The organism is Chryseobacterium hilariae (assembly GCF_051400735.1).
GTDB lineage: Bacteria > Bacteroidota > Bacteroidia > Flavobacteriales > Weeksellaceae > Chryseobacterium.
The window spans coordinates 122579-143550 of the sequence record NZ_JBLFFJ010000005.1; the positions used below are offsets into that span (position 1 = coordinate 122579).

19 protein-coding genes, 1 tRNA gene and 1 pseudogene are annotated in these 20972 nt (G+C 36.8%); 17 read left to right on the forward strand and 4 right to left on the reverse strand.

All coding sequences use genetic code 11. The features are described 5' to 3' along the window. Positions 1 to 74 precede the first annotated feature (74 nt). The 6 genes from ACMGDK_RS15415 to ACMGDK_RS15440 all read left to right on the forward strand — a co-directional run bounded on the left by ACMGDK_RS15415 (position 75) and on the right by ACMGDK_RS15440 (position 6175). Positions 75 to 145 (forward strand) — tRNA-Trp (locus tag ACMGDK_RS15415). A gap of 130 nt (positions 146 to 275) precedes the next feature. Then, positions 276 to 761: a ribonuclease H-like YkuK family protein gene (locus ACMGDK_RS15420; RefSeq protein WP_223558376.1), complete on the forward strand. Its 486-nt coding sequence runs from the start codon at positions 276 to 278 to the stop codon at positions 759 to 761. A gap of 56 nt (positions 762 to 817) precedes the next feature. Continuing rightward, positions 818 to 1183: a cyclic-phosphate processing receiver domain-containing protein gene (locus tag ACMGDK_RS15425; RefSeq protein ID WP_436808765.1), complete on the forward strand. Its 366-nt coding sequence runs from the start codon at positions 818 to 820 to the stop codon at positions 1181 to 1183. 187 nt (positions 1184 to 1370) lie between these two features. Next, positions 1371 to 1598 carry a hypothetical protein gene (locus ACMGDK_RS15430; protein WP_436808766.1) on the forward strand — a complete coding sequence of 76 codons (228 nt, stop codon included), beginning with the start codon at positions 1371 to 1373 and terminating at the stop codon, positions 1596 to 1598. A gap of 533 nt (positions 1599 to 2131) precedes the next feature. Then, on the forward strand, positions 2132 to 4828 hold the full coding sequence (locus tag ACMGDK_RS15435) for a DUF6493 family protein (RefSeq protein WP_436808767.1): 2697 nt from the start codon (positions 2132 to 2134) through the stop codon (positions 4826 to 4828). Between the two features lie 3 nt (positions 4829 to 4831). Beyond that, positions 4832 to 6175, forward strand: coding sequence for an SWIM zinc finger family protein (locus ACMGDK_RS15440; protein ID WP_436808768.1), 1344 nt, complete (start codon positions 4832 to 4834; stop codon positions 6173 to 6175). Between the two features lie 37 nt (positions 6176 to 6212). Here the strand turns inward: ACMGDK_RS15440 and ACMGDK_RS15445 are convergent, their stop codons facing one another. Beyond that, positions 6213 to 6662, reverse strand: a complete 450-nt coding sequence (locus tag ACMGDK_RS15445) for a VOC family protein (RefSeq protein WP_436808769.1) — start codon at positions 6660 to 6662, stop codon at positions 6213 to 6215. Between the two features lie 372 nt (positions 6663 to 7034). On the opposite strand from ACMGDK_RS15445, the gene ACMGDK_RS15450 reads away from it, so the two are divergent. Next, positions 7035 to 8552 carry a TROVE domain-containing protein gene (locus tag ACMGDK_RS15450; RefSeq protein WP_436808770.1) on the forward strand — a complete coding sequence of 506 codons (1518 nt, stop codon included), beginning with the start codon at positions 7035 to 7037 and terminating at the stop codon, positions 8550 to 8552. 362 nt (positions 8553 to 8914) lie between these two features. After that, positions 8915 to 9151 (forward strand): phosphate ABC transporter substrate-binding protein, encoded by a 237-nt coding sequence (locus tag ACMGDK_RS15455; RefSeq protein WP_436808771.1) that lies wholly within the window; start codon positions 8915 to 8917, stop codon positions 9149 to 9151. A gap of 852 nt (positions 9152 to 10003) precedes the next feature. On the opposite strand, the gene ACMGDK_RS15460 is transcribed toward ACMGDK_RS15455, so the two are convergent. Continuing rightward, positions 10004 to 10351 carry a helix-turn-helix domain-containing protein gene (locus tag ACMGDK_RS15460; RefSeq protein ID WP_436808772.1) on the reverse strand — a complete coding sequence of 116 codons (348 nt, stop codon included), beginning with the start codon at positions 10349 to 10351 and terminating at the stop codon, positions 10004 to 10006. Between the two features lie 12 nt (positions 10352 to 10363). Continuing rightward, on the reverse strand, positions 10364 to 10795 hold the full coding sequence (locus ACMGDK_RS15465) for a transposase (RefSeq protein ID WP_436808773.1): 432 nt from the start codon (positions 10793 to 10795) through the stop codon (positions 10364 to 10366). A gap of 592 nt (positions 10796 to 11387) precedes the next feature. On the opposite strand from ACMGDK_RS15465, the gene ACMGDK_RS15470 reads away from it, so the two are divergent. From ACMGDK_RS15470 to ACMGDK_RS15510, 9 genes and pseudogenes are all read left to right on the forward strand, one after another. After that, positions 11388 to 12926: a SulP family inorganic anion transporter gene (locus ACMGDK_RS15470; RefSeq protein ID WP_436808774.1), complete on the forward strand. Its 1539-nt coding sequence runs from the start codon at positions 11388 to 11390 to the stop codon at positions 12924 to 12926. Between the two features lie 363 nt (positions 12927 to 13289). Next, positions 13290 to 13958, forward strand: coding sequence for an HAD family hydrolase (locus tag ACMGDK_RS15475; protein WP_436808775.1), 669 nt, complete (start codon positions 13290 to 13292; stop codon positions 13956 to 13958). Between the two features lie 6 nt (positions 13959 to 13964). Then, complete coding sequence (locus ACMGDK_RS15480; protein WP_436808776.1) at positions 13965 to 14789, forward strand: phosphoribosyltransferase family protein; 825 nt, start codon at positions 13965 to 13967, stop codon at positions 14787 to 14789. Then, the gene (locus ACMGDK_RS15485; protein ID WP_073331796.1) at positions 14779 to 15336 is read left to right on the forward strand and encodes a TerD family protein; all 558 of its coding nucleotides are present in this window, start codon (positions 14779 to 14781) and stop codon (positions 15334 to 15336) included. The genes ACMGDK_RS15480 and ACMGDK_RS15485 overlap by 11 nt, the downstream gene beginning before the upstream one ends. A gap of 2 nt (positions 15337 to 15338) precedes the next feature. Continuing rightward, complete coding sequence (locus ACMGDK_RS15490) at positions 15339 to 16508, forward strand: toxic anion resistance protein (RefSeq protein WP_185144598.1); 1170 nt, start codon at positions 15339 to 15341, stop codon at positions 16506 to 16508. A gap of 40 nt (positions 16509 to 16548) precedes the next feature. Then, positions 16549 to 17472 (forward strand): hypothetical protein, encoded by a 924-nt coding sequence (locus ACMGDK_RS15495; protein WP_436808777.1) that lies wholly within the window; start codon positions 16549 to 16551, stop codon positions 17470 to 17472. A 59-nt stretch (positions 17473 to 17531) separates the two neighbouring features. Continuing rightward, positions 17532 to 18140: a TerD family protein gene (locus ACMGDK_RS15500; protein WP_034703446.1), complete on the forward strand. Its 609-nt coding sequence runs from the start codon at positions 17532 to 17534 to the stop codon at positions 18138 to 18140. 178 nt (positions 18141 to 18318) lie between these two features. Beyond that, positions 18319 to 19362: a TerC/Alx family metal homeostasis membrane protein gene (locus ACMGDK_RS15505; protein WP_436808778.1), complete on the forward strand. Its 1044-nt coding sequence runs from the start codon at positions 18319 to 18321 to the stop codon at positions 19360 to 19362. A gap of 274 nt (positions 19363 to 19636) precedes the next feature. Further along, a pseudogene (locus ACMGDK_RS15510) lies at positions 19637 to 19735 on the forward strand (DUF1348 family protein); the annotation flags it as partial. A gap of 71 nt (positions 19736 to 19806) precedes the next feature. On the opposite strand, the gene ACMGDK_RS15515 reads toward ACMGDK_RS15510, so the two are convergent. Continuing rightward, complete coding sequence (locus tag ACMGDK_RS15515) at positions 19807 to 20811, reverse strand: catalase family protein (RefSeq protein ID WP_436808779.1); 1005 nt, start codon at positions 20809 to 20811, stop codon at positions 19807 to 19809. Positions 20812 to 20972: the final 161 nt, after the last annotated feature.

Consider the following 20972-nt stretch of genomic DNA (forward strand, 5'->3'; position numbering starts at 1 on the left):
TGATGATTGATCATAAATACTAAACAGTAGATGTTATGGCATCAATGATCACTTATCAATTATTATAAAAAACTACTCTGATGGTGTAATGGAAGCATCTCAGTCTCCAAAACTGATGGTATAGGTTCGAGTCCTGTTCGGAGTGCAAAAAAGTGAATGGTCAATAATGAATTTGCTACGCAAGTGAATATTAAAAATTGACAGCAAAGCGAATTGATAGTTCACAATTCATAAATTAATATATAAACAAAACAAATTTAAAACATGTAAAAAAAATGGAAACGCAACAAGAAGTATGGCAGAATATGAAAGGAAATTTTTTCCAGAAACCTATCACCCAGCTGGTAGAAGAAGCCATTATCCGCGAACAGGCTAACGGTCACCGCCTGAAAGTATGTGTGGGCTCAGATTCCCATGTTTACGGCGAAGCGATCAGCTATGCTACGGCAGTAGTATTTGTACGTGAGGGAAAAGGAGCGTTTACCTTTATCAGAAAAGAAAGACAAATACAGAAAATCAGTATCAAAGAACGAATGCTGAATGAGGTCAACAGATCCGTAGAAATTGCTTACGCTATCTGTGCCGTTCTGGATGCTTATGGTGTGGAAATGGAGGTGCACGCAGACATTAATACCGACCCGGATTTCAAATCAAATACCGCATTGAAAGATGCTATGGGCTATATTCTGGGAATGGGATATGTGTTTAAAGCAAAGCCTCATGCATTTGCAAGCTCCAATTGTGCCGATATGATGGTTTAAAAAATAAAAATAATTGTCTTTAAAGGCTTTCAGGCTTAAAAAATAAAACAATGGAAATGACAAAAAGATTACTGTTTCTGGATGATATCAGATATCCCGTTGAAGTATATCATTATACAAAACACGATATTTTCCTCAGAAAAGACTGGCATATTGTTCGCAATTACGAGCAGTTTGTCAACAGAATTTTGGAAAAAGGACTTCCGGAAATGATATCTTTTGACCATGACCTGGCTGATATACAGTACCTGAAACCGGATTCTGATGAGTACACTGAAAAAACAGGCTATGATTGTGCTAAATGGCTGACAGAATATTGTTTGGATAACTATTTGGATTTACCAAAATTTTATTGTCATTCAATGAATCCGGTAGGAAAGGAGAATATTTTAAGCTTTTTGGAAAACTTTAAAAAATTGTAATGAATAAAGCATTTTGGTAAAACTACAATATTCAAAGTTAAGTTCTTGATGTACACCACTGACTTCCATTACCCAAAGCATGCTAGATAATGAAGAGTTTTGCTGAAATAAGCTTTGGATATTCTGGGAGCGGAACACGATTCCGAAGACCTTACCTGGACAAGCTACAGAAAACTATGACCTGAATATGCTGCAGAACCAGGCCAGAAGGCTCAATGTAGATTATCCGTTAAGCGATGACCATATCAATGTGAAAACATTATTCAGGCAGCTGCATCCTACCGTTGGAAAAAGCGTTGGAATGAGCAGAGCGCCTGGTGAACTCAATCTGAAGCTTGAAAGTATCCGTCACAGGGAAATAGATGATGCGAAGAACATCGCAAAAATCCTGCACTGGTGTTTGCTGCAAATATGAATTCAAATTGAAATATGATTACTCCCTTTTTAAGGGAGTTTTTTTTTGTCAAAAGATTTCCGTAATACTGTTTATTTTACATCACAGAATAATAACCATCAAGAATAATAACCTTATAAAATAACAGGTAAATTTTTAACTTTTATTCAGAAATGCCTCTTAAACTGCTGTTAAAAGCATAATTTTTTGTTAAAACAAATTACTTTAAAAGGATAATTTTATGTCTGTCAGACAATTTTTGTTATTTTAGTCCCTAAGTTTGGAATTATACTTATTGAAGATGAATTAAAGGTGATTTATTTAAACTATAAAATCAGGAAAATTATTCCTTTACTTATAAAATGAGCCTCAAAAAAACTTCAGTAATTCTAAAGAAATTCTTAAATAAAAATTGGGGCATAACAATATTTCTATGCTTGCCGCAGTACCAGAGATTTTATGATGAATTATATGACCATTCTGTAGCCAGACGGCTAAGCGAATGCAAAAACAAAAAATAACCTGAAAAAAATTATTATCAAATTAAAAAACAAATGAAAGAAAGACTTTATGAGATCCTTAATGAGGAAAGAGTACATGAGATTATTCCATTTCTAAAACAGCTTGCAGAAGAAGAAAAGAAAGCGTTGGTCCCAACCATAAAAAAGCTGGACCGGGAGATCAGTAAGATTGTAATGACGAAAAAATCCTACCATACTGCTGGTTCTGCAGATCAGCATTCCATTATTGATATAGCATCTTTTATCTGCATGGATCAGAAGCATTACGGAAAAAATTACTGGAGCCTTTTCAGAGATAAAGAACAGGCCGAAAAATTACTGGAGTGGGGATGTCCGCACTGGTTTTCGGATTTTATTAATGATTCCATAGATGCAGAATTTACAGCATTTAATTATCATGATATCTTAGGATGGGCAGAAAAAGGCTATATACAGGCCAGACCCGAACTTCTTGGATATCATTTAAGCCTTCATCCATATGAACTGGAGAAATATCCGGAAACACTGGAAACCCACTTTTGGTATCTGTGCGAATTTCCTTCAAAATCACTTCCTTTTAAAAGAGAATGGCTTCCATTGGTCCAAAAGCTGATTGCTGAAAATAAAATTGAAAGAAAAAGATTTCTCAGAGAATGCCTTCTGGCTGCAAACAGAAATTTTAATAAAAATGTGACAGGATGGTTTATGGATGCATTCAATATCCTGAAACCTTCGGACGATGAACTCATCATGCTTCAGGACGAACTGATGGCAGGCTTAGCCTCCGGACAGTCAAAGGCAGTGAATACCATACTTGCTCATTTAAAAAAAATAGTTCAGAATCCGGCATTCAGAACTGGTGAATTTTCATATTTTCTTCCCAATTTGCTAAGCTCAGAAGTCAAAACAGTTGTGGCAGCCAGCTTAGCCGTTACTGAAAAAATCTTTCAGAAAAAGAAAACTGATACAGAAAACCTGGCAACAGCTTTAAGTGCAGCATTTGTAAATAAAGATGAAAGCATACAGACCAAAGCTTCAAAAATCATTCTTAAATATATTCCTGTTTCAGAAGGAATAAAGGAAGCCTTATCCCATTATGCAGATAATATATTGGCCAATGTAAGGCCAGGGCTGGTTCAATACATAGAGAACAAGCAGCTGGAACTGGATGCCGTTGAGGCGGAAACCCTGGAACTCATTAATGAAAAATGCAGAGTTCAGGAACCGGAAAGCTTTGAGGACCTCATGTTTCTTCTTCCGCAGGCCATAGAAAATCCCGGAACTTATTATTACGATCTGGCGTTGGCAGGACTTGTACGTTTTGCTGATGAAGCTGATGCAGATTCCGTAAAGCTATTTGAGCCCGTATTTCAGAAAGCATGTAAAACTATTGCCAGATGGGAAGTACACCATTTCAATGTATTGCTGTGCAATCTGATCATTAATTACGGACTTTTGTTATTAGAAAAATTTCCGCTTCAGCTTAAGAGCCTGGAAAAAATATATAAAAGAACCCGCGAAGATGAAGCTGCAAGAGAAACCCATTCCTCCTACCATAAAAAGCTGAGGCCAATCAAAGATATCTATGCCGGAGGATTGGCCATAGAGCCGTTCAAACATATAGCAGTGCATATTTTCAATAAAATAACATCAGGAGATCAAACTCCGCTGCTGTCAACAGTAACCCATGAGCCATGTTGGGTAAGCCCGGAAGCATTAGTGGAAAGATTTGAAATCTATCAGAATAAAAATATAATTCCGGATGATCTGGATGTACAGCTTGCATTGCAGCGCTGTTCACTCGAAAAAATTTCAGACGCATTACAGCAGGCTGAAGAACAATTAAAAGGAGAATATAAAGAACTCCTGCTTTTCTTCTTTAATAAAAAATCTGTTCCTGAAGGAAAATTTGAGCATCCTTCGTGGTGGATGACTGCAGGAATTACGCGTTCCCCGGAAAAAGTTTTTGAACAATTCAAAGACTTCGGATATAATGATATTCCTAAAGAATTCCTGACGGGTAATTATGAATGGAAAACCATCGACAGCAAAAAGAATTCCTATTATCCGGTTGAGCTTAATATCAGCGTTCCGAAATATCATCTGAAAAAAAGAGAACATCAGCTTTTTTTAGAATACTTTATTGCAGAACAGAAAGATATTTCTGAAATCTCTTCTTTCGTATGGAGCTTCCCTAATACTCCCGGAAATGTTTTTGCCAAAATCATTAAAGACTGTCTGTTTTATTCAGGGATCGCAGAAGTCTATGAAAGAAGCCTCGTTCTGAGCACTGCACAGGCACTGCATCAGATGAAAAAACCTCTGGACGCAATGGGATACCTGTTTCTGGGAACTATTTTCCTGGACGCAGACAAAGTGATCCGCGGAACCGCTGCTGAAATCTGGCTGGAACATGTTTCCCATAAAGTAATGGATAATGCTTGTCTGGGACAGGTGATCGGCCTTCATGAAAAACTGGAATGGGCTCCTGTAAAAAGATTTACAGATCTTGTACAGCACCAGATGCTCAACGTCAGTAAAGATCACAATCTGGCGCTGGAACATCTTCTTACCCATATTTTACTTCAGATGGAAACCCCGGTTACCAATCTTAAAAAAATATTGGATATTTACCACGAGGTTTTGGCTTTAAATCAATCAGAACCCGAGAAAAACTTAAAAGAAAAACTGAATAGCTGGAAAGACAATTCCAGCCTGAAAAAAATCTGCAATCTTCTTCTAAAAAAATAGATTATGGAAGAGATGCTAATTTACAATTATCAGAAACCATCGTCTCTGATAAAAAAAGATGTATCTGAAGAATTATTTCTGTCCAAGTACAGCGAAATTCAGAAAAATACAGATGCTCCCTGCTTTTTCTGGGGAGATGTCAGCCAGCCGTTTATATTGGCAAGATGCCTGATTACGCTTTCCAATATTGTGAAATCAAGCTTTAATCTGTCACCATTTCAGATGGCTTTGCTTAAAGACCCTATCGTCACTGCCGGAAACAGCCGGTTACGCTTTGAAGGATTTTCACACTGTGCCGGTGTTTATGCCAGGGTTGATGTACTGCCGGACGGCCTGCATGGTGAATTTCTGGAAAACGGAACTACCAATGTAGATTTTAACCAGCCGATGATTACTGCACTGGGAAGCATCCGTCCCAATGAAAAAATAATGCTTTCCGTGGGTGAAAAAGAAGTTGGGCTTTACAAAGAAGAAGAAAAAGTGATCGAACGAAAGGTTCCTTTGCCTGTAAAATGGATTAAAGGATTGAGCACTGTTCAGATCTATCTGTCTGAATCGGAAAAGCTTCACTGTTTTAGTAAAATCCAGACCCAGCAGCTCTTCAGAGGAATACCGAAGGGCTCTGTAAAATCAGATTATTATCTGATCATCAGAGGAAATAAGCCTATGTTTTCACCAGTAAAATCAGCTGATGCGGTTTGTATCGGCGGACTTCATAGGTTGCGCCTGCTGGAACCTCTTCTTCCCTATATCGATCAGATGCAGGTATTTCCGCATGCAGATATGCAGTCTACCACATGGCAGCTTTATATGGGAAATATCAGGTTCTGTTTTTCATTGTCAAGGGAAACCTGGCGGGGATTTTCCGGGGAAGGAGCAGTGCTGGACAGCCTCATTGATGATATTTCAAATGAATGGATCGATGCATTGGATAAATATGCTTATGCCAATCAATCTTTTAGTCCTTCAGCATTTGCTTTAGATGAAAATATCAGTCTGAAAAGAACAGACAATCTTACAGGAAGGCTGGCTGCGATGGGACTTTTGGGCTATGATCTGGATAATAACGGGTTTTTCTATCGAAGGCTGCCATTTAAACTCAATAGAATTGCCGGTCTGAACCCACGGATGAAAAATGCAGAAAAGCTCATTGCAGAAGGAAAAGTGGAAATCTTAAATAAAAATGCAATTAGAACCGAGGCAAGGGTAGAAGGTACCCATGTACACCATACTGTGATCATAGATGATGATAAAGAACGGTGTACCTGCGAATGGTTCAGTAAATATCAGGGCGAAAGAGGACCATGTAAACATGTTCTTGCCGTAAAAAAATTGATATATAACTAACTAAAAAGGACAGCTTCTGAAAATAAGTCTGTCCTTTTTAATATTGAATCTTCATCCATTCCTCATAAGAAATCACACCCAATTCCGGTTTTCCTTCACCTTCAAGGATCGAAATAAATTCAAGCTGATTACCGTCCGGATCATTAAAATAGATCGCAAGTGCAGGCATCCATGCGAAGACCATAGGTTCATCTTTGCCATCTCTTAGAAAATTATAAGGCTTCAGATCTTTTTTCTTCAGAAAATCTGCTGAATAATTCAAAATATCCTCCTTGCTGCTGGAAAAGGCAAAATGTCTTGGCTGAAGGTTCTCTCTCTGTTCCCACAGTCCCAGCATGAATTCCTTACCTTCACCGATCCACAAAAATGCAATAGGACGTGTTTCATCCCTATGGGCAAGTCTCAATCCTAAAACTTCAGTATAAAACTTGATAGAATTTTCTAGACTGCTTACCTGAATATGGGTTTCATATAATCCTTTGATCATGATTTAATTTTTAATACTTACAAAGCTAGACAATGTGCCTCCAACAATATAAGTTCTGTGATTCCTTTATTTGAATTGAGTGATAGAAAAATTTTATTTAAAGAAAAAAGAACTTATTGTTAAAATTCAATAGAATCGAGCTTAGCCCGCTTAAAAAATATAATAGTAGCATTGGCTTTAGCCGAAAAATAAATTTGAAGCACAAATTCCACAATCTATGCAAGGAAATATGTGAGATTATTTTTCTCAAAATAAAAAAAATCACATAAATATTTGCTGCGCAAAAAGACTGCGTAATACTGTTTTTACTTTGCATCAGAAATCAGAGAGGGAGATGATCCTCTGAATGTTTAACAAAAAAAACAGTAACTCATGAAATTTAATTTTTTAAAAAAAGAGAAAAATGCCGTAGTGAACTACGAAGGTGCAAAGGCATTTACCATGACACCTGCCGAAGAACTATATAGTGCTGTTGTTACAACAGGATTATCCAACGCATCTTATGAAAAAGGAAATGACAGATTGGAAAGAATTCAATCTCTGATCAAAAAAAATGACCATGAATTTGTAGCTAAGCTGGCGGTTTATGCGAGAAAAGATATGTATCTCCGTTCTATTCCATTGGTGCTGACTGCAGAACTGGCAAAACAAGCCTCTGGTACAGACTTAGTGAGCAAAACAGTAGATGGTGTTGTTCAGAGGGCAGATGAAATTACTGAACTTTTAGCATACTATCAGATTGCTAATGAAAGAACAGAAACCAAAAAGCTGAACAGGCTTTCCAAGCAAATCCAGAAAGGTCTTGCGAAGTCTTTCAATAAATTTGTTGAATACCAGTTCGCAAAATACAATAGAAAAGCAGAAGTAACCCTGAAAGATGCCTTATTTCTGGTTCACCCGAAAGCAAAAGATGAAGATCAGCAGGCAGTTTTTAATAAAATTGTGGGTAATACTCTGGAAGTTCCCTACACATGGGAAGTTGAACTTTCAGTTTTAGGTCAGACAAAATTTGCTGATGAAACCGAAAAAAAGCAGGCATTTAAAAATAAATGGGAAGAATTGATCTTCAGTAATAAGTTGGGTTATATGGCAACCTTAAGAAACCTGAGAAATATTATAGAAGCAGGGGTTTCTTCTGATGCGATGTATAAAGTTTGTACCTATTTATCTAACGAAAAAGCTGTCATGAATTCAAAACAGCTTCCGTTCAGATTTTTGGCTGCTTACAGGGAACTGAAAACTCTTGATTCACCTTTTCTGTCATCCATTTTGGAAGCATTGGAAGATGCTGTGATGGTGAGTGCAAAAAACATTAAAGGTTTTGGTTTTAATACTTCGGTGGTCATTGCAGCGGATGTTTCGGGCTCTATGCAGCAGCCGGTTTCACCAAGGAGTAAAGTATTGCTTTATGATATCGGATTATTGATGTCTATGATTTTGCAGTCGCAGTGTAAGAATGTTATAACAGGTATGTTTGGTGACAGCTGGAAAAGAGTTCCGATGCCTAAAAACGGTATTCTTAGAAACGTTAATGAATTTTACAAGCGTGAAGGCGAAGTAGGTTATTCTACCAACGGTTATCTGGTGATTGAAGATCTTATCAAAAGAAGAGAGAAAACAGATAAAGTAATGTTGTTTACCGACACTCAATTGTGGAACAGTAACGGTACCAGACATTCTTTTGAAGATTCCTGGAACCGGTATAAAAGTATTGCTCCGGATGCAAAATTATATATTTTTGATCTTGCAGGTTATGGAAAACAGCCACTGGATATCAGAAAGAATGATGTATACCTTATTGCAGGTTGGTCCGACAAGGTATTCGATGTATTGAATGCTTTGGAAGACAGAAAGTCTGCTATTCAGATGATTAAAAAAGTAGTGCTGTAAGAGGCACTGCTTTCATCAATCATCAATAATTTAAATCTTTACAATAACAGAAATAAAATTGACTGCGTAAAAAGAATACGCACTTTACAAATAACTTTGCATTGTTATTAATCCGGTGCCGTAAGGAAAGAACTTCTTCGACTCCGACTTGAAACAAAGTCTTTCCGCTTAATCGCCCGTAAAACAAACCAATGCCGTACACTAGAGTTTCATCGTCAAACTCTCAATTTGAATATATTCAAAACTCTTATGATCTATTGCTTGGTTTTTATAAATGAAAAAGTAAAATTAAAAACAAATAACCATGAAAATCTATAAACCATGTCTTAAAGAAGCAGTGTATTGAGGTTAATTCTCAATATATGAAAATAGAAAAAGTATTAAGACAAGCTTTTGGAGTCAATGAATACGGGCTCATTGATTTTCCAAAGAAGATTTCCAGCATACAGATCTCAAGACTGCTGCATGGAGATAAAATGGGATGTTCATATTGCTTTCCACATGGCTTCGAAACAGTGAATTCCCGTCAGGAAAAATACCAGAGAAACTGGAAAAGATATAGAAAGGTTCACTATAAAAATATAAAGCAGGTGCCGTAAAACAGAATTGCTTCGTTGGGAGGCAGCAACACAGGTGCAAATCCTGTTCTGGAAACAGATGGTGTAATAGTATCACTCTGTCGTAAGTTTCTGTTTGAACTGAATGCCCTGCTTAAAAATAATCAAGTGTCGTTTTAGGGTCATACTTCGGGATTTAGAAACATTGGGTCGCAGGTTCGATTCCTGCCTTTTCCCTCGAAAAGGAGAGGTAGCTCAGCAGGTAGAGCAAATGCACGGAAGATCCTTTCATTGTTACCTTGATTTAAAAAAAAGGAATATCATTTAGATAAATATGACATCAATTAAAATCAACCATTAAAGTAAAAATAAATAATCATGAAAATTTAAATAATCAAGTGTCGTTTTAGGATCATACTTCGATTGTTAAACGTTTAGGCCGCAGGTTCGATCCCTGCCTTCCTTGTTGTAAACGGGATTGTAGCTCAGCAGGTAGAGCAAAACGCAGAAAGATCCTTTCAGTATTACCTTGATTTATAAAAATCACTCATTTAAATGAGGATATAAATTAAAAGTAAAAAAGGTTAATATCAAGTGCCGTGGAACAGTGTTACTTCGCTCATCACGACGGGGTCGCGGGTTCGAGTCCCGTCTTTTCCACAAAAAACACAGTTTATCAATAGGAAGAGTAGCTCAGTTGGTTAGAGCACGCTTATACACTTTCAGCTGTTGCCTTGTTTTACAATATAAAAGTGTCGTAAAGGAAAGTTACATCGTCACACATTTTGGGAGGAATAGCGAAGTCGGCAATTCCGGCAAGGCTATCCGGTTCGAATCCGGTAGACACAGCCCTTACTTTCTTTGACCATTACCTTTTACAAAAATGCCGGCGAATTATTCGCCGGCATTGATTATTTCTTCTATTTCTTCTTCGAAAGCTTTCTTCCAGTTCATGATCGTTGTTCTGCTGATCTTATATTTCCGGGACATATAGCTGGTAGAAAAACCATGCTTATTCTGATACTGTAAAAGCTTAAACATTGTTTCCTTATCATAGGTTTTAAGCTTCTGGTTGTTGATCTGGCTTTCTTTCGACTGTTCAAAAATCTTTTCATTGAGATTTAATACATCTTCCGTGGTATTCAGCTTTCCCAGGAGTTCTTTGATCTTTGGGTTTTTTAGCTTTTCCGGATGCTCCAGCCTCAGCATATCATAATATATCTTTTTGTAATTGGGGCGCATAAAGAATTCTGTTTATCCGTTAGTATTATCATTATTTTTCTGAAGCCATCGGTGAAGCGTGCTTTTGGGAATAGAATATTCTTTGATGACCTCACCGTAAGTCATTTCGCCGGATAAAATCCTGTTCATAATAAAATCTTTGATTTCCTGAGTATAAATATTTTTCCTGAAATAAGGAATCTTATCAGATTTCTTTTGATTCTTATTTACGGCCGACGGAGGTGCATAAAGAATCAGATGAGAGCTGTAGAGTCTGAAAAAATCATATTCCAGAAGCTTACTCCATCTTAAAAGTAAATCCGTATCTATAGATTTGCTTTGGTATACATTTTCAATAAATTGATCATCCTTATTGAGAAAATTACAGATCCTTTCCATGGATATCTCATTTTCATCTACCATCTCTTTGATAAACTTTCCTATATGAATTTCTTTATATAACATTTATTAAGTAATATTTTTTTAATTCATGAATTAAAGAAAATAGATAAAATATTTACATTTCAGCAAAATGGCAGCACATGTAAAATATGGGGACGTTGGGAAATCTCAACGGCGGCAAAAAGAAAATTTAAGCTCAGTACCACACTTGGTATAGATACAGTCGCAGTCCGAGGGATGACCAGCCGATAATTGTTTTCAGGTTATTTAAACCTTAAGAATATTATACATCTCCATTTCCTTCTGCTGTATGCCTTATCAATTGATTCTAATGTAACCATTATTTATGCTCCTGTATGCATATGCTAATAAAACAATTCATACAGTTTTAGTAATATTTTTAACTATTGACCTTAGTGTTGACAGTTCCTACTACCTATGAAATGTTTAATTGATAGTGAATAATCTGCACGTTAGTTGTCAAATTTAAATAAAAAATAGAAGCTAATTCTCAAAAATGCATAAAAAATATCTTTAAAAATCAATTTTAAATAAAATTAACAAATTAACTGTACATATGTGTGAATTATTTTAATTAAAATGATCAAACATAGGAATTGCATCCCATTCTTCAAGTATATACCTTTGCAGTTCAATGAAAAATACAATAAGCTTATTCGATTTCTCGAAAAAAATAAATTACAAAAACGAGCTACTGGCTGGTTTTACAGTGGCTATGACCATGATTCCTGAGTCACTTTCCTTTGCTATTCTGGCCGGATTATCCCCGCTTACCGGGCTTTATGCTGCCTTTATGATGGGACTCATCACTGCAATTTTAGGAGGCCGTCCCGGAATGGTCTCGGGAGGAGCCGGAGCCACTATTGTTGTATTGATCGCTCTGATAAAATCTCACGGAATAGAATATCTTTTTGCTGCCGTTGCCCTAGCCGGAATTTTCCAGATACTTGTTGGAGTTTTTAAGCTGGGAAAATTTGTAAGACTTATTCCGCAGCCTGTGATGTACGGCTTTTTGAACGGTCTCGCGGTTATTATTTTTATGGCCCAGATAGAGCAGTTTAAAATAACAGACAGTGCTGGAGTTTCCGGATGGCTTCAGGGAATGCCTTTATATATTATGATAGGACTGACAGCTCTTACCATTGCAATTGTATACTTTTTTCCTAAAATCACAAAGGCTGTTCCTGCATCTTTAGTAGCAATTATCATAGTTTTTGCGGTGGTTTTTGGTTTTGAAATTCCTACAAAAACAGTGGCAGATATTGCCCGCATCAGTGGAAATCTTCCAAGTTTCCATATCCCTCAGATTCCTTTCACTTTAGAAACGCTGCAAATTATTTTTCCATATGCTTTGATCATGGCAGGAGTGGGTCTTATTGAATCTCTTTTGACACTTTCCATGGTAGATGAGATCACCAACTCAAAAGGAAATGCTAACAAAGAATCTGTAGCACAGGGAATAGCCAATATCACAAATGGTTTTTTTGGAGGAATGGGAGGCTGTGCGATGGTAGCACAGACATTGGTCAATCTCAATGCAGGTTCAAGGGCTAGGTTATCAGGGATTATTGCATCTATTATGATTCTTGTTATTATCTTATTCGGGGCTCCGTTTATTGAAAAAATACCCATGGCAGCGTTGGTGGGAGTCATGATGATGGTCGCCATAAGTACATTTCAGTGGGTTTCCATCCGTATAGCCAACAAAATGCCGAGGTCTGATATTTTTGTTGGGATTACTGTAGCCTTAATAACCATTATTCTTCACAATCTTGCATTGGCAGTGCTCGTAGGGGTTATAATTGCTGCATTGGTTTTTGCATGGGACAATGCAAAAAGAATCCGGGCCAGAAAATCAACCGATGAAAATGGAGTGAAGCATTACGAGATATATGGGCCCTTATTTTTTGGATCAGTAACTGCATTCATGGATAAATTTGATTTGATGGATGATCCTGATGAAGTCGTAGTAGACTTTAAGGAAAGCCGCATCGTGGATATGAGTGCTATTGATGCTTTGGATAAGCTGTCTAAAAAATATAATCAACAGAACAAAAAACTATACCTTCGCCATCTCAGTGAAGACTGCCGTAAAATGTTGAAAAATGCCGAAGCCGTTATTGAAGTGAATATTCAGGAGGATCCTACGTATAAAGTGATGCCGGAGAAGTAGGGGATTGGAAATTTAAAAATTTAAAAATTTAAAGATTCAGAAATTTAAAATTTGCGGGAAATAATTATCAACCACAAAATTCACAATTGACTATTGACCCATTCACCAGTCGATCTAAAGCATAGTGGGACAGCTTCATGCTTATTTTTTGTTAAACGAATTTAAACAAATTGTTAAGCCCGACTGTAATCGGTGGAAAAGTAGGTGAAAATTCATAAAAATTTCTTAAAACAGAGAAGTACGTCATGCTTTTATAAGAAAAATTTTATCTTTGGGAAGAATACCCAATGAAACACTTGTTGATGATTAAACAATTTTAAATCTTTTTCAAGAAAGCTAAATAAAACTTTTAACTTAAAACTATTGAAAACGGATATCGACATTCACAACCACTGTCATTTTTCTTTTGACCTGTGGCTCACCTTAATCAAATCTCACCCTGAATTTAAAACAAAAAGAGTTGAGCTGTTCACCTCGTTTTTTGATATTGCTAAACCTGTAGAGGAAGTTGCGAAGACAGTAAAGTATTACGATGATTTGTGCAACACGATTAATGAGGTTACAGGCGGGAATATTGATACTTTTGAAATGTACTTACTCATCCTCGGTTCACTGGATGTAGATGTAAGACAATTAGATAAAGAAATACTTAACGGCTTTTATCTGAAGAGTGAAGAGCTTTTTCTGGAATATAAACCTGTTGTCATTTTCGAAAATATAAAAGATTTTTTTGATCAGATTAAAAATCAGGGAAAAACGGTGAATATTCTGAGCAATACAGGATTTATCAAAGGAAGAACAATGAGAAAGTTTCTGATTCAGGAAGAGCTGGACCAGTATATTGATTTCCATATTTATTCTGATGAGATCAATATTTCCAAACCAAATCCCCTTATTTTCCAGGAAGTGAAAAATAATCTTAAAGACCGGGATCTTCCTATGCACCGTATTCTTCACATCGGAGACAATCCGGTAGCAGATTTTAAAGGGGCAAAAGATTTTGGTTTCAGTGCACACCTACTTAAACACTAAATTAATATGAATAGGAGATACAGCTTACACCACATTCATTCGGCGGATGAGTTCACTTTTTCACCCGCAGAATACAGCTATTTCAAGTATGGCGATAAATCGTATGCTGAAAAGTTTGCTAAAGAATTATTCAGCGGGTTTATTGCAGAACATGCGGAGCTTTTAAACACAGAAAAGGAGATCGTAGTTCTTCCAAGCCCGTATATGGCGATTCCTACAGCTTCTAATTTTTTATGTTTTTTCTTTAAAAAGCATCTGGACCTGTACCTTTTTCAGAAAGGAATGAGATCCAGCATTTTATCGAAGATCAATCGTAACCACACTTATATAACGGATTATGGAAACCTTAATTTTGAAGACCGTAAAAATCTGATCGCGAATGATACTTATTATATTGATAAGGATTTTTTACGTGGAAAACTTTGTATTTTTATAGACGATATAAAAATTACCGGAAGCCACGAATATACGGTGAACAGGATTTTGAATGAATATAATGTGGAAGCAGATTTTATGTTTCTCTATTATGCTGAACTGATGAACTTTGATATTGATCCGAAGATTGAAAACCATTTCAACTATTATGCAGTAAAAAACGTAAAACACGTCGCAGAAGTAATGGGAAAGCCAAGTTTTGAATTTAATACAAGGATTGTGAAATATATTTTAGGCCTGGATTCAAGTAATTTTGACTATCTTACGTCTAAAGTAAAAAAGGAGCAGATAGACCTGCTTCTGGAGCTGGCCATCAGCAATAATTACCATTTAATAAAAGAATACGAAAATAATATCAATACTTTAACGCAAACGGAACTCTATTATGGCTATTAACTTACAAAAAGGACAAAGAGAAAACATTAACGCACCTAAATTCACTGTAGGTTTAGGATGGGATATCAATAATACTTCTACAGGTACAGGATTTGACCTTGATGCCTCTTTATTTTTATTAGGCGAGGACAAAAAATTAGTATCAGATAATCACTTTATTTTTTATAATAATTTAGAATCTCCGGACAAATCTGTAATCCACACAGGAGACAACCTTACCGGTGAAGGTTCAGGAGATGATGAGCAAATCAAGATAGATCTTACAAAAATCGATTCAGCGATTCAGGAAATTACAGTAGTGGTAACGATCCACGATGCTGATGCAAGAAAGCAGAACTTCGGACAGGTGAGAAATTCTTTTATCAGAATTTTCAATACAGATACCAACGAAGAAATCCTGAAATATGAATTAGATGAAGATTTCTCTATTGAAACTGCTGTAGAATTCGGAAGAATCTACAACAGAAACGGAGAATGGAAATTTGAAGCTGTCGGGGCGGGTCAGAGAGACGGTCTTGACAAATTCGTATCAATTTATCAAAAGTAATTATGGACAATCAGGACAACCAACCCATAGATCCAATGGGATCAATTGAACCTCTTAAAACATTTGAACCCACCCCAATGGCTCCACCGAGCCAGCCTGTACAAAATACAGCACCTGCGGTTCTTGTGGATAAAGAAGGAAATGTAAATCTGAATCAGCTGCAGGTAGAAGAACGTCAAAAATATGAGGTTCTTGCGAATTCCATTGATGAGACCAATCCAAGCTCCATCGTGAATTACGGAGCTGAACTTCAGAAAACCTTATCCAACCAGAGTGACAGCTTTTTAGGAAACGTAAGAAGATCCAACTCAGGAGAAGTGGGAGTGCTTATTAATGATCTGTTGGTGGAACTTAACTATGTAGATGTTGATGAACTTCAGCAAAATAAAGTGAAAAGTTTCCTCAGCAAGATCCCTTTTATGAAAAAAATTGTTTCGCAGGTAGAGAATCTGTTTGCGAAATATGATAAGATCATCAACAACATCGAACAGATCGCTCATAAAGTAAATGCAGGAATTATCACGTCTACCAAAGACAACGCTGTTTTACAGACAATCTTTGAGAGCAATGTGAATTCCATCAAGCAGATCGAAGAGCTTGTGATCGCAGGAAATGTAAGAATGGAAAGAGCTGCAGGAGAATTGGCCCAAATGGAAGCCGACCCGCAAAGCTATCAGGATTACCAGATCGCGGACAAAAGAGACTTTATCGCAAGATTAGACAGAAGAATGGCTGATCTTAAAGTGGTGCGTATCATCATGATGCAGTCACTTCCGCAGATCAGACTGGTACAGAATAACAATGTATCTATCGCTGAAAAGGCACAGACGATTCTTACGACAACACTTCCGGTTTGGAAAAACCAGCTTTCACTGGCCGTTGCCATGTACAGACAGCAGCAGAATATCGAGATCCAGCAGAAAGTATCTTCCACTACGGAAGCGATTCTTAAGAAAAATGCAGAGCGTCTGGGTCAGAATTCAGTGAATGTAGCGAGAGCAAACGAGCAGACTATCGTATCTGTAGAAACATTGAGAGAAACGACTTCAATGTTGATCAATACATTGAATGAAGTGAAACAGATCCAAAAGCAGGGTGCTGAAGGAAGAAGAAAACTGGATCAGGATCTTCAGACACTGGAACATGAATTAAAAGCAAACGTCAGAGGTTAATAACAGGAATACCAAGGTGGGGGATGATGCAGCAACCATAATGTCTCAGAGTAAAAGAAGATTAACAAAGCTTAAACTTCTTGCTAATTTTTTTGAACATATTGATATCATATCTATTTACATCAAAACGGATATTATACATAATTTATTTCAGGAAAATAAAGCTTTGGACTACAAGAAGCTGGAACTTTTTCACCTGCAGTATACCGACAGCCTCATAGAACTTCTCACCAAGATCAAAAGGCAGAAGGAAAATGATATGCTGGCTGTGATTAACGAAATTGACGTAAATAATAAATATATTGAAGGTTTTGAAGAAAGGCGTGGAGACAGCTTTCAGACCGAGCGGAAAATGTATAGCGGTATATTTTCCCAGCATCTGAAAACGCTCTATAAAGATCTTACCGAAAATATTTTCACGGCAGACTGGAACAAGGTTCTGTATTTCCATAAAAAATACGGACAGGAATTCTACAGGACCAATGCAGATGAAGAACAGCTGAAATCCCAGCCTTTTCCTGCTTATCAGTATAAAGATTATACGATAGAAAGGAAACTTTTGGGAAGACTGAATATCCAGAGCTTTAAGGTGCGTTTTGTCTGCGGTTATCTGATCGGGACCTACGAGTATGAGCTCTTCAGAATATTTCAGTCGGATGATTATTTTATTTTTGGTATTGATGAAAAAAAACTCTACCTGTTTGACGGTGATCTGGAAAAACTTGATACTTCCGAGAACCAGTCGAACCAGACGATGATCATCAATCAGCTGAAAAATAAAAATGAGCTGCTGGAAAATTCCATCAATGAAAGAAAGCGAATGCTTCCTGCAGAAGTGGAAAATGTGCTGAAAGACTATCTCAAAAACCTGGAAAATATAGATATTATGAGCAAAATATTCGATTTTGATGAAGAAACGAATATTCTGCGCGCCATGCTTAATCTGAATTTGAATAATAATTAAAGCGAAAGAAAGCTATCATTTCGCCCAACAATAAAATAACAATACTAAACCATAAAAAAATGGCTATTAACTTACAAAAAGGTCAAAGAATCAACCTGAAAAAGGAAAACGGTGCCGAGCTTACCCAAGCCTGTGTGGGAATCAACTGGGGAGCAATTGAGAAAAAAGGACTTTTCGGAACAAAAAAAGAAGCAGTAGACTTAGACGGAAGCTGTATTTTATTTGATTCAAACAAAACGCTTACAGAAGTCATTTATTTCGGAAACCTGAAGTCCAGAAACGGTTCTGTAAAACATAGCGGGGACGACCTTACCGGTGACGTAAACGGAGACGATGGACTGGACAATGAAGTGATCACAGTAGATTTCAGCCAGCTGGAACCGAATGTAGAACACGTTGCGCTGGTACTGAACAGCTACCAGGGACAGGATTTCGGAACAATTCCTTTCGCTTCTATCCGTATCTATGAAGGAACTCCTACCAACGTAAGAGAGGTTTTCGCTAAATATGATATCGCCAATGACGCCTCATTCAAAGGGCATGTTGCCATGGTAATGGGTGTTTTCTACAAAAGAAACGGTGAATGGAAGTTCAATGCAATCGGAGATCCTACCTCGGACAGAAAACTGGAGCAGACGATCCAGACAGTTCAGGCCAATTATTTGTAATCAATAGATAATCAGTAAGAATGGGCTTGGCTCATTCGAAAAAAATGAATAGTTTTACAGGCCTTGAGCAAAAACTTATTTATAATAATATTGATATCAAATAAAAAACATTAAAAATTAGCAATATTTGTGCATACCGTACATCTATTGCTTTTATCATATAATAACATAAACTGAAGTGGAACATCAAAGTATTTTAGAATTGCACCCGGGCTTGGTGTGGGGATTTGCGGTAACCGTGGTTATCATGCTGCTCCTGGATTTAGGAGTATTCAACAAAAAAAGCCATGAAGTAACTTCCAAAGAAGCCACCATCTGGTCTATCGTATGGATTTCATTATCCATGATATTTTCCGGAGTAGTGTATTGGGTTTTTAATACAGACGGAACCCCTGAAAGCCATGCCATGGCCGTAGAGAAATTTACGCAATATCAGGCTGCCTACTGGATTGAAAAAGCCCTCTCTGTAGATAATTTATTTGTATTTATCCTTGTTTTCGGGTTCTTCAAAGTTCCGAAATACCTCCATCACAAAGTTCTCTTCTGGGGAATTATTGGAGCATTGATATTCAGAGCGATATTTATCTTTGCAGGAGTAGAACTTATTAACCTGACCTATCTTCCTGAAATGAATGTTTTCGGAGAAGCAGTGAAGATTAATGTGGTGATGACCCTCTTCGGTCTCTTCCTTGTGTATGCCGGAATCAAATCCTGGGGTGAAGGAGATGGTGAAGATGATGAAGATTACAGCAATACGGCTGGTGCAAGACTGATCAAGAGTTTCTGGAAAGTTTCCGATAATTATGATGGAGATAAATTCTTCACCATTCAGAACGGAATCAAAATGGCAACACCGCTTTTAGTAGTGGTGGGAGTTATTGAATTTACCGACGTTCTATTCGCAGTAGACTCTATTCCGGCGATCTTTGCAATCTCCAATGACCCGTTCATCTTGTATACATCAAATATTTTCGCGATCTTAGGATTGAGATCCCTATATTTCCTGTTGGCGAACTTTATCTATATGTTCAGCAAGCTTCCGTACGGGTTGGCTATTATCCTTGCATTTATTGGGGTAAAAATGCTGATTGCCCCTTGGATTCATATTCCGTCTCCGATTTCATTGGGAATCGTTGGAGGAGTGTTGGTACTTTCTGTTCTTGTTTCTGTTCTTTTCCCTGAAAAGAAAGAAGATGATAAAGAAAAACTGGAAGAAGAATAAACATTATAAATTCTTTATAATATAAACATAGAAGCTCCTGAAGTCAACTTTCAGGGGCTTTTTTTATGATCTTCTTTATTGACTTTTATATATCTTTAACTTGAAATCAGAGATAATAAATATTTCCTTGTATTGCTGACAATAAGTGAAACGGCCTTGTTTATCTTAAATTTAAAATTCTGTTTACCCTTGCGTTTTACTTTAATCACTGCACGAATTTAAATTATAAGTAATTTTTTGAAAAAAAGTACAGACCGTTCTGTATGTTTCTTGAAATGAAAACTGGGAGTTTGATGAGAATGGCCTTATGCAGAAAAGATATGCCAGCATCAATGATTTAAGCATCCGGGAAGAAGACCGGAAGTTTAAATAATGGTATAAAGACTGTTCAGGAGAACAGTCTTTTATTGAAAATATCAAACCAGTTAAAAATAAAGCCCTGATTTATTGATGTTTATTCAGCAGCTTATTAATTTTTCTTCTGGTCTGCAAAGAAACCTTATACGCCTCATCACGCAGTTTTTGTATCTTTCCAACAGGCTGAAAATAGGGTTTGCTTTCAAATGGATTGAATGAAAGCAGCTCATTGGTACAGTCACGGGGATCAAGCAGTGCTCCTTTGTTGATGATCACTTCCCCGATCTTGATGTAAGGAGAATTTTTCCATTCTACATTCAGTCGGTTGATGGGCTGGTCTTTCAGGTTATAACAGAACTGTATAAAAACATCTGCTGTATAACTATTCTCCTGAAAATAGTTTTTCAAAGCATCTTGCATTTTTAGATTCCGGCCGAATTTTTTATTGACAGATTTCGGAACCAGTTTTATCTTAATCATATTCTCACCGAGGCGGTAAGCGCCCACAGAATAATAATCAAAAGAGAGAATAAAATCATTCCTTTTGCCCAGAAGTTTTAAAATATTTTTGAAAAAAGACAAAGTAAAAAAATAAGGAATCATCTTAACAGCCTGGGCGGCCAGTGAAAATATACCTTTCCATTTTTTTAGATATAACCGGTTTACAGCAGTAAACAGTTTCAGAAAATGAGAAACCGAATTGGTAGGAAATAAAGGAAAATTAACCAAAGGAAAATTAGCGATCAGTCCACCGTTTTCATCTTTTACTTTAACAGCGAATCCATAAGCAGGAACATCTTTTTCAGCTGCATTGATTTTCAGATTGGCATTCGAAATCCTTATGGTAAGGTCAAATTTTTCACCGTCGAAAAACGGAAGAAGTTCTTCAGGAATATTTTTATCAATAATGAATGTGCCATCAGCTGCAGCATAAGTCTTTGCATGGGCATTTCTGGTGGCATAGTTGACATTGCTTATAGAAGAGGACTGTTCAACAAAGTCGGCAATCGACTTTTTATTGATTTCGAGAAGTTGTTTTTCCTCTTCATTAAGCTCATCGAATTTCTTATTATATTTTAGTGGTTGTGGCATTTAGTTTTTAAATCCAATTATAACGCCAAGTTTCCGAATCTGTGTTAACATAATATTAAAATTGTTTGAATTCTGAGAGTGAGAAGCAGTTTGAAAGAAATAGGGGAATAGAAAAAAAAGGAAGTTGTTGTCAGTCTGTGTCTTAGCTGAAGGGACACAAG